Here is a 13,667-nt window from a genome sequence, read left to right as displayed (position 1 = left end):
TTCTATTTTTAAACCGGATTCGTCCGGCAAACTTCCTTGTTTCTACAGGGCCAGCATCACCAGCGATGCGGCGGCAAACCCTCCGAAAAATCCGGCGGCCACCTGCGCCGGCGTATGGCAGCCCAGCCACAGACGGGCCGAGGCGAGTAGACCGGAAAGCAGGATGGCAGCAACGATCGTTCCCGTAAAATTCCCGAACCGGGAAACCGCCACGATCAGCAGCATGGCAACGGCTCCGCCGGCGGCAACCAGGTGAAGGCTTATTTTCCAGCAGAAATTGACCGCCAGCGCCAGCAGGACGCATCCGAGTGCCGCATAGAGGAACTTACGTATCAGAAAAGCCACCAGCACGTCCGAGAGCATCAGCGCACAGACCAAATAACAGACGGCCACGACCGCCAGCGGCAGCATCCTCTCCCTGCGGCGCCGGAGCGAAAGGTCGGAAAGCACGCCGAACGTGCGCATCAGGGCGATGAAGATCGCCGGAATGACCAGCGTATTGAGCGCCACGACCAGCACGAAAAACCATTTGAGACCCGCGGCGATATTGCTCATGATCGTATCGCCGAACAACAGGACGAGCACCGTATAGACCGGCACCAGAAAGGGGTGGAGCAACAGCGATATCCCTCGGCTCAGACGGGTGCAAGGCCCCTCTTCCGGAGCTTCGCCCCCTCCTTCTGCGGCGACACCGGAGAGACTCCCTTCCACAGGGGCGGCCTCCGCCGGAAGTATCCCGGCCGTCATTTCCGCTTTTTCCGGTGCCGGGACCGTCTTCCCGTCGGACACCGTTCCCCCTCCTCCGTCGCTCTCTTCTTTCCGGAAACCGTCCTCCGGCATCGTCTCCTCCTGCGTCATTGCGTTCAAATCTGTTTGCGCAGCCGGGCCACCGGAATGCCCAGCATCTCGCGGTACTTGGCCACGGTGCGGCGGGCGATATGGTATCCCTTGCCGTTGAGAATGTCCATCAGCACCTCGTCCGTCAAAGGCTTGCGCTTGTCTTCCGAGTCGATGCACTGGGTGAGGATGTTCTTGATCTCGTAAGAGGAAACCTCCTCGCCGCTGTCGGTCTGCATCGCCTCCGAAAAGAGCTGCTTGAGGGGAATGATGCCGAAATGGGTCTGAATGTATTTGCTGTTCACCACACGCGAAATGGTCGACACGTCGAGCCCTGTGCGGTCGGCTATATCCTTGAGAATCATCGGGCGCAGTTTGCTTTGGTCGCCGTCCACAAAATACTCCTTCTGATAATTCAGAATCTCCTGCATGGTATGCATCAGCGTATCGTGCCGCTGTTTGATGGCGGATATGAACCATTTGGCCGAGTCAATCTTGTTCTTGACGAACTGAATCGCCTCCTTGTTCCCGTCGCTCACCGAAGCGCCGTCCTTGCCCGCCATCTCGCGGATCATCTCCACGTAACGGCGGTTGACCTTCACCTCCGGAACATTGTAGGAGTTCAGACTCAACTCGAACTGTCCGTTCTGGTAGTCGAGGATGAAGTCGGGAATGATATAGGGCGACGCTTCGCTGCCCCCTTCGTTGTAAAGGTTGCCCGGTTTGGGCGACAGGCGGACGATCTCCTCGATGGCGGCACGGAAGTCGTCTTCCCCCACCCCCAGGCGGCTCATCAGCTTTTCGTAATGCTTTTTCGTGAACTCCTCGAAATAGGAGCTCAGTATCTTGCGGGCCAACCGTCCCGATTTGGTCGTGCAGGCCGACGAAGCGTCGAGCTGCAACAACAGGCACTCCTGCAGGGAGCGGGCTCCCACTCCGGCGGGCTCCAGTTCGTGGATGATCCCCACCAGATGTTCCAGTTCCTCACGCGAAACCTCGATCCCGAGGCTGAAGGCGATGTCGTCCGAAATGGAATCCAAATCGCGCCGCAGGTAGCCGTCGTCGTCAATGCTGCCCACCAGATAACTGGCGACGGTCTGTTCGCGCGGTGTCAGGGTCTTGTACCCCAGCTGCTCTTCGAGGTACTCGTGCAGCGTGCGTCCCCGCGTCAGATAGACCGGACGGCGCTGGTCGTCCTTCGAATAGTTGTTCGCATGATATTTGTAACTGGGCGTATCGTCCTCCTTGAGATACTCCTCTACGGAAATCTCCTTGGGCTGGTTCTCCTCCTCGTTCTTCTCCTCGGTCATGTCCTCCTCCAGCACGGGATTCTCCTCGATCTCCTGCTTGATGCGCTGTTCGAGCTGCACGGCAGGCAGTTCCAGGAGTTTGATCATTTGTATCTGCTGCGGCGACAGCTTCTGGAGCAGCTTTTGTATCTGTCTCTGATTGATGTTCGACATAATGTGTTCAGGTTTTGATTAAATAAAAATATTGGATAATTCGAATCTAAGCTATATAAGAAAAAACGGAGAGAGCGGGAAGCGCCCCCTCCGTACAGGCCGGTTAAAATTCCGCGTTCTTCGGGGTACGCGGGAAAGGAATCACGTCACGGATATTGCCCATGCCCGTCACGAAAAGCAGGAGACGTTCGAAACCCAGTCCGAAACCGCTGTGGGGCGCCGAACCCCAGCGGCGCGTGTCGAGATACCACCACAGGCTCTCCTTGCTCATGCCCAGCTCCTCGACCCGGGCGTTGAGTTTGCCGTAGTCGGCCTCGCGCTCCGATCCGCCGATGATCTCGCCGATCTTCGGGAAGAGAACGTCCATTGCCCGCACGGTCTTTCCGTCGTCGTTCTGCTTCATGTAGAAAGCCTTGATGTCCTTCGGATAGTTGATAAGGATGACGGGCTTCTTAAAATGCTCCTCCACCAGGTAGCGTTCGTGCTCGCTCTGCAGGTCGACGCCCCAGGCCACGGGAAACTCGAACTTGCGGCCGCTGGCCAGGAGAATGTCGATCCCCTCCGTGTAGTCCAGCCGCACGAAATCGTTCTCCACCACGAACCGCAGGCGGTCGATCAGCCCCTCGTCGAACATCTTGTTCAGGAACTCCAGGTCGTCCATGCAGTTGTCCAGCGCATAACGGATCAGATACTTGAGGAAGTCCTCGGCCAGTTCCATGTTGTCCTCCAGCTCATAGAAGGCCATTTCGGGCTCGATCATCCAGAACTCGGCCAGATGACGCGGCGTATTGGAGTTTTCGGCACGGAACGTGGGTCCGAAAGTATAGATCTGCGACAGGGCAAGCGCACCGAGCTCCCCCTCGAGCTGGCCGGAGACCGTGAGGTTGCACTCCTTGCCGAAGAAATCCTGCGAATAGTCCACCTTTCCCTCCGGATTGCGGGGCACGTTTTCCAGATCGAGGGTCGTCACCTGGAACATCGCCCCGGCCCCTTCGGCATCCGAACCGGTAATCAGCGGCGTATGCAGATAGTAGAAACCCCGGTCGTTGAAATATTTGTGGATGGCATAGGCCATGGCGTGCCGGATGCGGAGCACGGCCCCGAACGTGTTGGTGCGCGGACGCAGATAGGCGATCTCGCGCAGGAACTCCAGCGAATGGCCCTTCTTTTGCAGGGGGTAGCTCTCGGGATCGGCCGTACCGTACACCTCGATCCGGCGGGCCTGCACCTCGACGGGCTGGCCCGAACCGAGCGAATCGACCAGCAGGCCGTCCACCCGCAGGCAGGCCCCCGTGGTGATCTTCTTGAGCAGTTCTTCGTCGAACGAAGCCACGTCGGCCACCACCTGTATATTATGGATCGTGGAGCCGTCGTTCAGGGCAACGAACGCCACATTCTTGTTTCCCCGTTTGGTTCTCACCCACCCTTTGACCGTCACTTCCACATTCCGGTCGGCGGATTTCAGCAGTTCGGAAATTTTGGTTCTTCCTCCGTTTGACATACAGCTAATAATTTTTCGTACACTCAGATAGACCACAAATATCGGAATTTTTATCACATTTCCCAACCCGGAACGCCAAATAAAACGGCGGACGGCTCTTAAAGCCCGTCCGCCGTACGATCCGCCCCGAGGGGAGCATCCCGACGCACCGATCGCGTCATATCTCCTCCTCCGTGCGCTCGGGCTCGTCCGCCGCAGCCGGTACGGCTTCCCGGTAAAGCCGGTGCACGATACCGTCCACCAGCCCCAGTTTCGGCACCACGAAACGCTCCACACGGCTGCTTTTGGCCGCCGTGAGAAAGATTTTCAGCGCAGGGACGATCACGTCGGCCCGGTAGGTGTTCATACCCATCTTATGGATACGATCTTCGTAGCTGAGCGATTTGATCCGGCCGTAAAGGGATTTCAGGTCGCCGAGCGAAATCGCCTCCTTCTCCTTGCGGCCCATGAGCTTCTGGGCTTTGTTGATATTGCCTCCGGACCCGATGATGGTGGTCGGGGCATAATCGAAAGCAGCCTGCCTCAGCCATTCCCGGAAACGGTCGCACTCCCCGTCGGGCACCGCCCCGCTGAGCATGCGCACGGTTCCCAGCGAAAAGGAGCGGGAGTCGACCCGCCTCCGGCCCGCATAGACCGTCACCTCCGTGCTTCCGCCCCCCACGTCCACCAGCAGGTAGCTGCCCGCGGGGTCCATCAGCGAACGCATGCCCCCGGAGAAAATCAGGTCGGCCTCCTCCTGCCCGGAGATGATCTCCACCCGGACATCCGAACACTCCCGGATCATCCGCACCGTCTGCGGACCGTTGGCCGCCTCACGCATGGCACTCGTGGCGCAGGCCCGCCTCAGCTCCACCCCGTAGGCGTTCATGACATGTACGAACCCCTGCATGGCCTCGCACAGGCGCCTCTGTTTCTCCTCCCCGATCCGCCCCCGGACGAAGACATCCTCGCCCAGACGGATCGGCACCCGCAGGAAGGCGGTCTTCTTGTAGGTCACGGTCCCCGTATAGTCCTCCACGTCGGCGATCAGCATCCGCACGGCATTGGAGCCGATGTCGATCGCGCCCACGCTTCTCTTTTCGATCATGGCTTATCGCTCGGTTAACGATTTCAGATAGTCGTAGATGGCGGTCTGCGAACGGATGGGGTGTTCCGTCTCCCGTCCCGGTTCGCGGCCGACATACTGATTCTGCGCAAAGTTACTCAAATCCCGCGCCTTTACGCGGTCGCTCCACTGAATATCGAAAATTTTCCGCAACAACTTGCGGATTCGGCGGTCGCGCACGGGAATGCCCACCTCGACCCGGCGGTTCAGGTTGCGGGGCATCCAGTCGGCACTGAGGATATAGCTCCGTTCGTCTCCCCCGCCCCCGAAAACGACCAGGCGGGCATGCTCCAGGAAACGATCGACGATACTGATGGCCCGGATATGCTCGCTGAGCCCTTTTTCGCCCGGTTTGAGACAACATGCGCCCCGGACGATCAGCCGCACGTCCACCCCGGCATCGCTGGCCCGGTAGAGGGCCGCGATCATGTCGGGATCGGTCAGGCTGTTGAATTTCGCATAGATATAAGCCGGCCGGCCGCTTCTGGCATAATGGATCTCCCGGTCGATCATGCGCACGAAATGCTCCCGCATGAAATAGGGCGACACCACCAGACGTTCGCACTCGAAATGCTTGTGGGTGTTCTGCAGGAAATCGAAGACCCGGGCGGCATCCCCGGCGACGGTGTCGTCCGCCGTAAGCAGGCCGAAATCGCTGTACAACGTGGCGGTATCCTCGTTGAAATTGCCTGTGCCCACATAGGTGTATCCCCGCAGCCGGGCCCCTTCCCTGCGTTCGACCAGGATCAGCTTGGCATGTACCTTCACCCCGTCCAGCCCGTGGATCACCTTGATGCCGGCCTGCTGCATGACGTCGGTGAAGTCGATGTTGCGCTCCTCGTCGAAACGGGCCATCAGCTCCACCAGCGCCACCACCCGCTTGCCGTTTCGGGCCGCGTTGACCAGCGCACCCACCACCTTCGAACGTTCGGCCATGCGGTAGAGCGTGATATGGATACTCTCCACCTTCGGGTCGATCGCCGCCTCGCGCAGGAAGTCGATCAGATGGTTGAACGTATAATAAGGATAGGCCAGCAGCAGGTCGGACCGCTTCACCACGCTGAGAATGCTCGAAAAAGGCCTGATGTAGGGATGGTGCAGCGGCGGCAGCGGAGTCTCCTCCAGCGAGGGGGCCACCCTCGGGAAACGCATCAGATCGCGCAGCAGATGATAGCGTCCGCCGGGCGAAACGCTCTCCCGGTTGCGGATATAGAATTTCGACAGGATCAGTTCCAACAGGTCTTCGGGCATCTCCTTGTCGTACACCAGACGTACGGGACGTCCGTGCTGTCGCTTGGTGATCCCCTGCTCCATCTTCTGCACGAGGCTTTTGGAGATGTCGTCGTCGAGGGTCAGCTCCGCGTCGCGGTTGATCTTGAAGGTGTGGGCCGTGATGCTCACGTACTCGAACATGAAGAAAATCTCGTCCAGACAGAAACGCAGGATGTCGTCCAGCAGGATGATATGCGTAGTGCCCGGAGGCGAAGGCAGCACCACAAACCGGGGACAGGCCGAACTGGAGGGAATCTCCAGAACGGCATAGCGTCCGCGGCCCGAAGCCGTCTCCATCTTCACGCCCAGGTAGGCCCGGTCGTCGGAGAGGAAAGGCAGTTTCACCCGTTTGCGCAGCATCAGCGGAGCCGTGCGCGGACTGACCGTCGAAGCGAAATAGTTCCACACGAACGCCTGCTGGACCCCGTCGAGCTGCGTCTCGTTCACGATGAAGATGCCGTGCGTCTCCATCTCCCGCAGAATCTGGGCATAGGCCTGTTCGTAGTCGGCCTGCATGGACTGCATGCGGGCGTTCAGCTCGTCGAGCAGGGCTGCGGGCGTGTATCCCCCGGTGAGGGTGCGGCTCCGGTCGGAAGCTACGGCGGCCAGCCGTTCCACGTTGGCCACCCGCACCTTGACGAACTCGTCGAGGTTATTGGAATAGATTCCCAGAAAACGCAGCCGCTGGAGCAGGGGCACGCTTTCGTCGCGCGCCTCCTGAAGCACCCGGCCGTTGAAGGAGAGCCAGCTCAGCTCCCGGTTGTCGAGCGTCGTTTGATCCGTATTTTCCGCCATGGCGTCAGCATTGTTTTTTTCGAAGTTACAAAATAACGGAATTTCCTCCAAACCCCGCAAAAACGCGGGTTAAGTCTGCGTTAACAATCCCTCCGGGCGGAGCAAAAAACATACCTGCACATAAATATCGAAAAAAAAGGGTATCTTTGTCCGTTTGCAAAGCAAAACGTCATGGAAAGAAATCTGACTGCCGGCGAAATCGGACAACTGGAGAGACAGGGTTGCCGTGCCGGCGACTGGAACGGAGTCCTCGTGGGAGACCGCTTCGATCCGGCCAAAATCTGGAACTGCCAGTTCCGGGGACGGGTGCAGATCGGGAACAACGTTTACATCTCCAACATCGGTTCATACATCGCCAACTGCATTATCGAAGACGATGCCTATATCGAAAACACGGGGCTGATCGAGACGACCGGAGAGAGCACCTTCGGCAACGGCGTGGAGGTGGCCGCCGTCAACGAGGCGGGCGGACGCGAAGTCCCCATCCGGGACGGACTGACGGCCCAGACGGCCTACATCACGGCCATGTACCGCCACCGCCGCGAAACGGTCGCCCGGCTCGGGGAGTTCACGAAGGCTCACTGCGCACAGGTCCGCTCGACGATGGGCGTGATCGGCAGGGGTGCTTCGGTCCGGGGATGCAACATGCTGCTCAACGTCAAAGTGGGTCCCTATGCCCGGCTGATGGGCGTATCCGTCGTCGAGAACGGTACGCTGAACAGTTGCCGGGAAGACCCTGTCGTGGTGGGATTCGGCGTGAAGGCCCACGATTTCATCGCCATGCCGGGAGCCCGGATCGACAACGGCACCATTCTCAAACACTGTTTCGTAGGCGAAGCCGTGCGGCTCGACAACGGTTTCATGGCTGAAAATTCGCTCTTCTTCGCCAACTGCGACTGCGGCAGCGGCGAAGCCTGCTCGATTTTCGCCGGTCCCTACACCGTGACGCACCACCGTTCGTCGCTGCTGATCGCGGGGCTCTTCTCGTTCTTCAACGCGGGAAGCGGCACCAACCAGAGCAACCACCTTTTCAAAACGGGGGCCGTGCACCAGGGCATCCATCAGCGGGGCTGCAAGTTCGCCAGCAACGCCTATGCCATGCTCCCGGCCAAGGACGGGGCCTTCACCGTGGTCTTCGGCCGGCACGGAAGCCACTACAACACGGAATATTTCCCGTTCTCCTACCTGATGGATTCGGAAGGCAAATCCTACCTGCTGCCGGGGGCCAACCTGCGCTGTTACGGCATGGTGCGCGACATTGCCAAATGGCCCAAACGCGACCGCCGCAAAGGTCCGAAAGCCGATCTCATCAACTTCCGGGAACATACGCCCTACCTGGCCGAACGGGTGGTCAAGGCGCTCGAAATCTCGGCACAGCTGCTCGCCCGGGAGGGACAGGACACCTACAATTACGAACGCATGCGCATCAAGCAGTCCATGCTGCGGCGCGGCGTGCAGCTCTACCGGCTGGCGCTGGACTCCTCGCTCGGGGCGATCCTCGACGAGACACGGGGTATGGAACCCGACCGGACAGGGGAAGGGACATGGGTGGACATGGCGGGCATGTACGCTCCACGGGCGGCCGTCGACGCCCTGCTCGACGAGGTGGACGAAGGAAAGATCGCCTCGGCCGCAGAGTTGGACAACCGCCTGAGAGAGATACACGACCGGTATCCGCAGTATGCCCGGGGCTGGGCTCTGCACACGCTGGCCGGATTGTTGAAGCACGAACCGACCGAAGCCGATCTGGAGACGGCCGTGCGGAAAGGCACGGAAGCGGCCGCCGCCCTCCGTGCCATGACCGATGAAGACGCCCAGCGCGACCGGGAAGGGGTCATGAACACGGGATACGGCATCGACGCCCTTACGCCCGAAGAGATCGACGCAGATTTCGCTGCCGTCAAGGAATGTCATTAGAACATACGTAATCACCAGGAAATAAAACCGATGAAACATATCGCACTGGGGGCGGCAGGCCTCCTCGCCGCCCTCGCGCTGAACGCCCAGCAGGCAAAAACCGAATGGAACGATCCGGGGATCGGGTCGATAGGGAAAGCTGTTCCGCGCAGCGAATTCATCAGCTACACCGCCCGGGAAGACGCGGAAAAGGGCGATCCCTCGGCCTCGCCTTTCTACCGGAATCTGACCGGCAAGCTGGAATCGCCCCCTACCCCGGCAGGCTCTCCCCGCAAGACCTATATCACGCTGGTAAGCATTCCCTATCCGTGGCTCGACCGTGAACTGTTCCTCCATGTGGAAGGGGCTCCCGGCCTCTACCTCTACGTCAACGACAAAATGGCCGGATACGCGCAGGGCAGCCACACGCCCGCGGAGTTCAACATCTCGTCCCTGGTCAGGGACGGCGTGAACACCATCCGGCTGGAGGCGGTCGCTGACGGAACGGGTGCCGCCCTGGAATCGGCCCTGCCGTGCAGAGACCCGGCCGACCGCACCGCACTGCGCAACGTCTACCTCTACTCCCAGCCCAAACTGCGGATCGAGGATTTCTCCCTCCGCCCCGGCCTCGACTCCACGGGACGCAACGGCATGTTCACGGTGAAGCTGGCCGTGGCCAACAGCTACAACTCGCAGGAGACCGTCACGGTGGGATACGACATTTACGCCCCCACGGGCAAACTGCTCTACTACGACATGCGGGATGTGAAGATACCGGGACAGGGACGCGATACGGTCCGGTTCGACGAATATGTCTACGGGGTGATCCCCCACCTGTGGAGCGCAGAAAACCCCGACCTCTACCGGGTCATGCTCTTCGTACGCCGGGACGGCCGCCTGATCGAATACATTCCCTACACGCTGGGATTCGGGGAGACGGAACTCCACGAAGGAACGATATACCGCAACGGAAAGCCCGTGGAACTGAACGTCGCCCGGTACAACGCGGCGGCCGGCGACCGGCAGCGGACACGGGACGAAATGACGCTCCTGCGCGGGCAGAGCATCAACACGCTGCTGCCCGACCATCCCCAGCCGGAATGGTTCTACGACCTGTGCGACAGCATCGGTCTCTACGTAATCGACCAGGCCGACATCAACAGCGCCCCCCGGGCCGAAGGAGAGGGTCTGCGTCCCGCCCCGTCGAACGACCCGGCCTGGCTGCCCTCGTTCCTCGACCGGGTGGAGGCCTTGCAGGCCCGCAACCGCAACCGCACCTGCGTGATCGGCTGGTCGCTGGGAGGCAATGCAGGCAACGGCTACAACATGTACCGGTGCTACCGATGGCTCAAAAAGGCCGATCCCGGACGCGCCGTGCTCTACACCGACGCACAGGGCGAATGGAACACCGACCTGGAACTGAAAGAGATCCACTCAGGGAAGGCAATCCTCGAAGCCGTGGAGCTGCAGCGCCGGACGGCCAAAAACAGGACCGCCGCCCGCAGATGATCCCGGACGGCCGAAAACCGCTGCCGACGTGCCAAAGCGACAAACGTTATGAACATCGACCTCATCATGATCGGGAAGACCGACTCCCGGCCCGTGGAAGAGTTGATCGAGCTGTACCGCAAACGGATCAACTTCTACGTCCGGTTTGGCGTCGTCACGCTGCCCGACCCGAAAAACCGGAAGACCCTCTCCGATGCCGAACAGAAAAAAGCGGAAGGCGACATGCTGCTGCGGCAGTTCGCGCCGGGCGACTGCGTGGTGCTGCTCGACGAACGGGGCACGGAACTGCGCTCGGTGGAATTCGCCGCGTGGCTGCAAAAGCGCATGAACGGCTCCACACGGAGGCTGTGTTTCGTGATCGGAGGTCCGTACGGTTTCTCCGACGCAGTCTACGCCCGCGCCGACGGGAAACTCTCCCTCTCGCGGATGACCTTTTCGCACCAACTGGTGCGCGTGCTCTTCACCGAACAGCTCTACCGCGGATTCACCATCCTGGGCAACGAACCCTACCATCACGAATAGGAAACGGGGCGAGTATCCGCGATGGCAGAGGGCATGCGGCAGTCCCGGCAGAAGTCACACCCGAATCTTGCGATCCGTTTCCAGACGCTCCCTCCGCCGGGAGCCCTTATTCTTTCCGGGAACACCAACTTTTATCCCTTAAATAAACCGGTCTCCGGACGACAGGCCGGTGCACGGCGAAAACGCCGGCGACACCGGAAACGGACCCGGAGACTCCCCGAAAAAGAAAAGAGCGTAGAACCGCTGCATCCCGTCTCACATCCGGCCCGAGAAAGCCTCGCAGTCGACAGGTACAGCGGCCCACGCCCTAAAGCATGAGATACAAAGCACGTGCCCGGGCATGAGCCGGGCTGAGCCTGCTGCACCGCTTCACTGCTATCAAGTTCTCGGTTCGATGTGGAGGCGGCGAAACACGGACAAAGCCATTGCAAAGGTTTTATCCGAATACAAAAATAGAAAGATTTCCCGGAAAGGGAAATTTTCCGGGAAATAAAAAGCGAAATTCAGGCGAAGCGAAGAGCCGCCCCCTTGCACAGCAGGAATGAAACCGGACAGGATTCTCCCGACATACGGACGGCGTCACCGTAAAACCGGAAGATTTCCCGAGACTTTCCCTCCGAATCCGGCCGGCCGTTGAATAAACCGGCCTTTATTCGTACCTTCGCGGGAAACGTATGCTTCGGCTCAATATCGTCATGCTTATGGAAGACTTGATAAACGGACGCTGCGGCTGGTGCGGGACCGACAGGCTGTATGTGGAATACCACGACAGGGAATGGGGCAAACCGGCCGACGACGACAGGACGCTGTTCGAATTCCTCGTACTGGAGAGTGCACAGGCCGGCCTGAGCTGGCTCACCATCCTCAGAAAGCGGGAAGGCTATCGCCGGGCATTCCGGGATTTCGATGCCGGGGCCGTGGCACGGATGACCGAAGAGGAGGTCGGGCAGCTGATGCGGTTCGACGGCATCGTGAGAAACCGCATGAAAATCGAATCCGCCGTCTCCAATGCCAGACACTTCCTCACCGTACAACGGGAGTTCGGCAGTTTCCGGTCCTATGTCCTGTCGTTTTTCCCCGACGGGAAACCGATCGTCAACCGATTCCGGTCGCTGAGCGAAATCCCGGTATCGAACCCCGTATCCGAGGCCATGAGCCGGGACATGAAAAAAAGAGGCTTCAGGTTTTTCGGACCGACGATCTGCTACTCCTTCCTGCAGGCCACCGGATTCATCGACGACCATCTGACCGGCTGCATATGCCGCAGAAAATAATCCGGACAAAAAGAAACAGGCGGGAATCTCACGATTGCCGCCTGCCCTCGGGGCTTTTGAACCCCTAAACTACTAACCCAAACTTAAATAAATGAAGAAACCTTGTTGTTGTATGTTCACTTCTCTAACTAAACGGGAATAACCCTTGGTTTATTGTCCGCTTCTGTCAGTATAGTGTTCAAACATCGTGCCAAACGGTAAGGAAGGAACTTTGTTAACGTACAACTACTCGGAATAGCTGCAAACCCCGTGCCGGAACCGGCGGGAAGAGAGAAAAAATCATCCGGGGCACCCAGACCCGGAAAAAAATCCCGTTACAAGGGACTGCCCTGGGACATGAACCGGAAAACCGGGCATGCGACGTCCCCGGCAAACGTCGGAACGCCCGCCATCCGAAAATATCAGAAACATGTCACGGGAAAACCGCATGCCCCCCCCCTGTCCGGTTGCAAGCGAAAAGAAACCTCCGCAGCCCGGACACAGGACCTCGGTGCGTCAGAAAACCTACTTCTGTTTGGTACGGTAAGAAGCCTTGTATTTTCCCTTGCTCATCGACGAAAGTTTGCCCCGCAACAAGGTTTTGCGCAACGGGGAAAGACGGTCGACGAACATCACACCGTCGAGATGGTCATACTCGTGCTGGATGACACGGGCGGCAAAACCGTCCCACTCCTCGTCGTGCTCCTGCCAGTTCTCGTCCAGATAGCGGATTCTGATCCGTTCGGGGCGATACACCTCCTCGTGGATGCCCGGCACACTCAGGCACCCTTCGCCCATGAGCACCTCCTCCTCGGAACGCTCGTATATCTCGGGATTGATGAACACCTTTTTGAAGTCGGCCAGCCGCGGATCGTCGTCGGCATTGGGCGAAGCGTCCACCACGAACAGACGCAGGTTCCTGCCCACCTGGGGAGCAGCCAGCCCCACGCCGTCCGAACTGTACATCGTCTCGAACATATCCTCGATGAACCGGGGCGTTATCAGCGAACGGTCGGCAATCTCTTCCGCCGGTTCGCGCAGCACGGCGGAGCCGTACACATACACAGGGAAAATCATATCTTCATCCGTTTTTCTTGTTCTCCATAAATCCCTGAAGGATGATCGTGGCGCTGATGCGGTCGACCATCGCCTTGTCCCGGCGGGCCATCTTCTTCACCCCTCCGTCGATCATGGCCCGGTGGGCCAGCACCGAAGTGAACCGTTCGTCCCAGTAGACCACCTCCACCGAGGGGAACTCCCTGCGCAGCCGCGCCGCGAAGGGCTCGATCAGCGCGAAGGTCTCCGAAGGAGTGCCGTCCATCCGCGTAGGCTTGCCCACCACGATCGTATCGACGGACTCGCGGGACAAATACTGCTTCAGGTAGGGCATCAACTGGGCGGTCGGTACGGTTTCCAGCGCATTGGCAATGATTTGCAGGGGATCGCTCACCGCGACGCCCGTCCGCTTTTTACCGTAATCCAACGCCAAGATTCTGCCCATAACGGATGCAAAG

Annotated in this window: 11 protein-coding genes; 4 read left to right on the top strand and 7 right to left on the bottom strand. The window is 59.5% G+C overall.

Annotated elements, in window-relative coordinates:
* Positions 1–42 precede the first annotated feature (42 nt).
* From INF32_RS02500 to ppk1, 5 genes are all read right to left on the bottom strand, one after another.
* Positions 43–867, bottom strand: coding sequence for a hypothetical protein (locus INF32_RS02500; RefSeq protein ID WP_226386839.1), 825 nt, complete (start codon positions 865–867; stop codon positions 43–45).
* Positions 864–2,300 carry an RNA polymerase factor sigma-54 gene (gene rpoN, locus INF32_RS02495; RefSeq protein ID WP_226386838.1) on the bottom strand — a complete coding sequence of 479 codons (1,437 nt, stop codon included), beginning with the start codon at positions 2,298–2,300 and terminating at the stop codon, positions 864–866. Before rpoN ends, INF32_RS02500 begins: the two co-directional genes overlap by 4 nt.
* 103 nt (positions 2,301–2,403) lie before the next feature.
* On the bottom strand, positions 2,404–3,801 hold the full coding sequence (asnS, locus tag INF32_RS02490) for an asparagine--tRNA ligase (RefSeq protein WP_226386837.1): 1,398 nt from the start codon (positions 3,799–3,801) through the stop codon (positions 2,404–2,406).
* A gap of 157 nt (positions 3,802–3,958) precedes the next feature.
* Positions 3,959–4,888, bottom strand: a complete 930-nt coding sequence (locus INF32_RS02485; RefSeq protein WP_226386836.1) for a Ppx/GppA phosphatase family protein — start codon at positions 4,886–4,888, stop codon at positions 3,959–3,961.
* A 3-nt stretch (positions 4,889–4,891) separates the two neighbouring features.
* Positions 4,892–6,973 (bottom strand): polyphosphate kinase 1, encoded by a 2,082-nt coding sequence (ppk1, locus tag INF32_RS02480; protein ID WP_226386835.1) that lies wholly within the window; start codon positions 6,971–6,973, stop codon positions 4,892–4,894.
* A 171-nt stretch (positions 6,974–7,144) separates the two neighbouring features.
* Between ppk1 and INF32_RS02475 the strand changes: the two genes are divergently transcribed.
* The 4 genes from INF32_RS02475 to INF32_RS02460 all read left to right on the top strand — a co-directional run bounded on the left by INF32_RS02475 (position 7,145) and on the right by INF32_RS02460 (position 12,174).
* Complete coding sequence (locus INF32_RS02475; RefSeq protein WP_226386834.1) at positions 7,145–8,890, top strand: DUF4954 family protein; 1,746 nt, start codon at positions 7,145–7,147, stop codon at positions 8,888–8,890.
* Positions 8,891–8,920: 30 nt separating this feature from the next.
* Complete coding sequence (locus INF32_RS02470) at positions 8,921–10,378, top strand: glycoside hydrolase family 2 protein (protein WP_226386833.1); 1,458 nt, start codon at positions 8,921–8,923, stop codon at positions 10,376–10,378.
* Between the two features lie 48 nt (positions 10,379–10,426).
* Positions 10,427–10,900, top strand: coding sequence for a 23S rRNA (pseudouridine(1915)-N(3))-methyltransferase RlmH (gene rlmH / locus INF32_RS02465; protein WP_226386832.1), 474 nt, complete (start codon positions 10,427–10,429; stop codon positions 10,898–10,900).
* Between the two features lie 701 nt (positions 10,901–11,601).
* Entirely contained in the window at positions 11,602–12,174 is a 573-nt protein-coding gene (locus INF32_RS02460; protein WP_226386831.1) for a DNA-3-methyladenine glycosylase I, read from the top strand.
* A 504-nt stretch (positions 12,175–12,678) separates the two neighbouring features.
* On the opposite strand, the gene def is transcribed toward INF32_RS02460, so the two are convergent.
* A complete protein-coding gene (gene def, locus INF32_RS02455) occupies positions 12,679–13,230 on the bottom strand; it encodes a peptide deformylase (protein WP_226386830.1) in 552 nt (183 codons plus the stop codon).
* 4 nt (positions 13,231–13,234) lie between these two features.
* Entirely contained in the window at positions 13,235–13,654 is a 420-nt protein-coding gene (gene ruvX, locus INF32_RS02450; RefSeq protein WP_226386829.1) for a Holliday junction resolvase RuvX, read from the bottom strand.
* Between the last annotated feature and the right edge of the window lie 13 nt (positions 13,655–13,667).

This window comes from Gallalistipes aquisgranensis, from assembly GCF_014982715.1.
In the GTDB taxonomy this organism is placed as follows: Bacteria; Bacteroidota; Bacteroidia; order Bacteroidales; family Rikenellaceae; genus Gallalistipes; species Gallalistipes aquisgranensis.
Note: the sequence above shows the minus strand (reverse complement) of the source record. Positions and strands in the feature narration are given on the sequence as shown.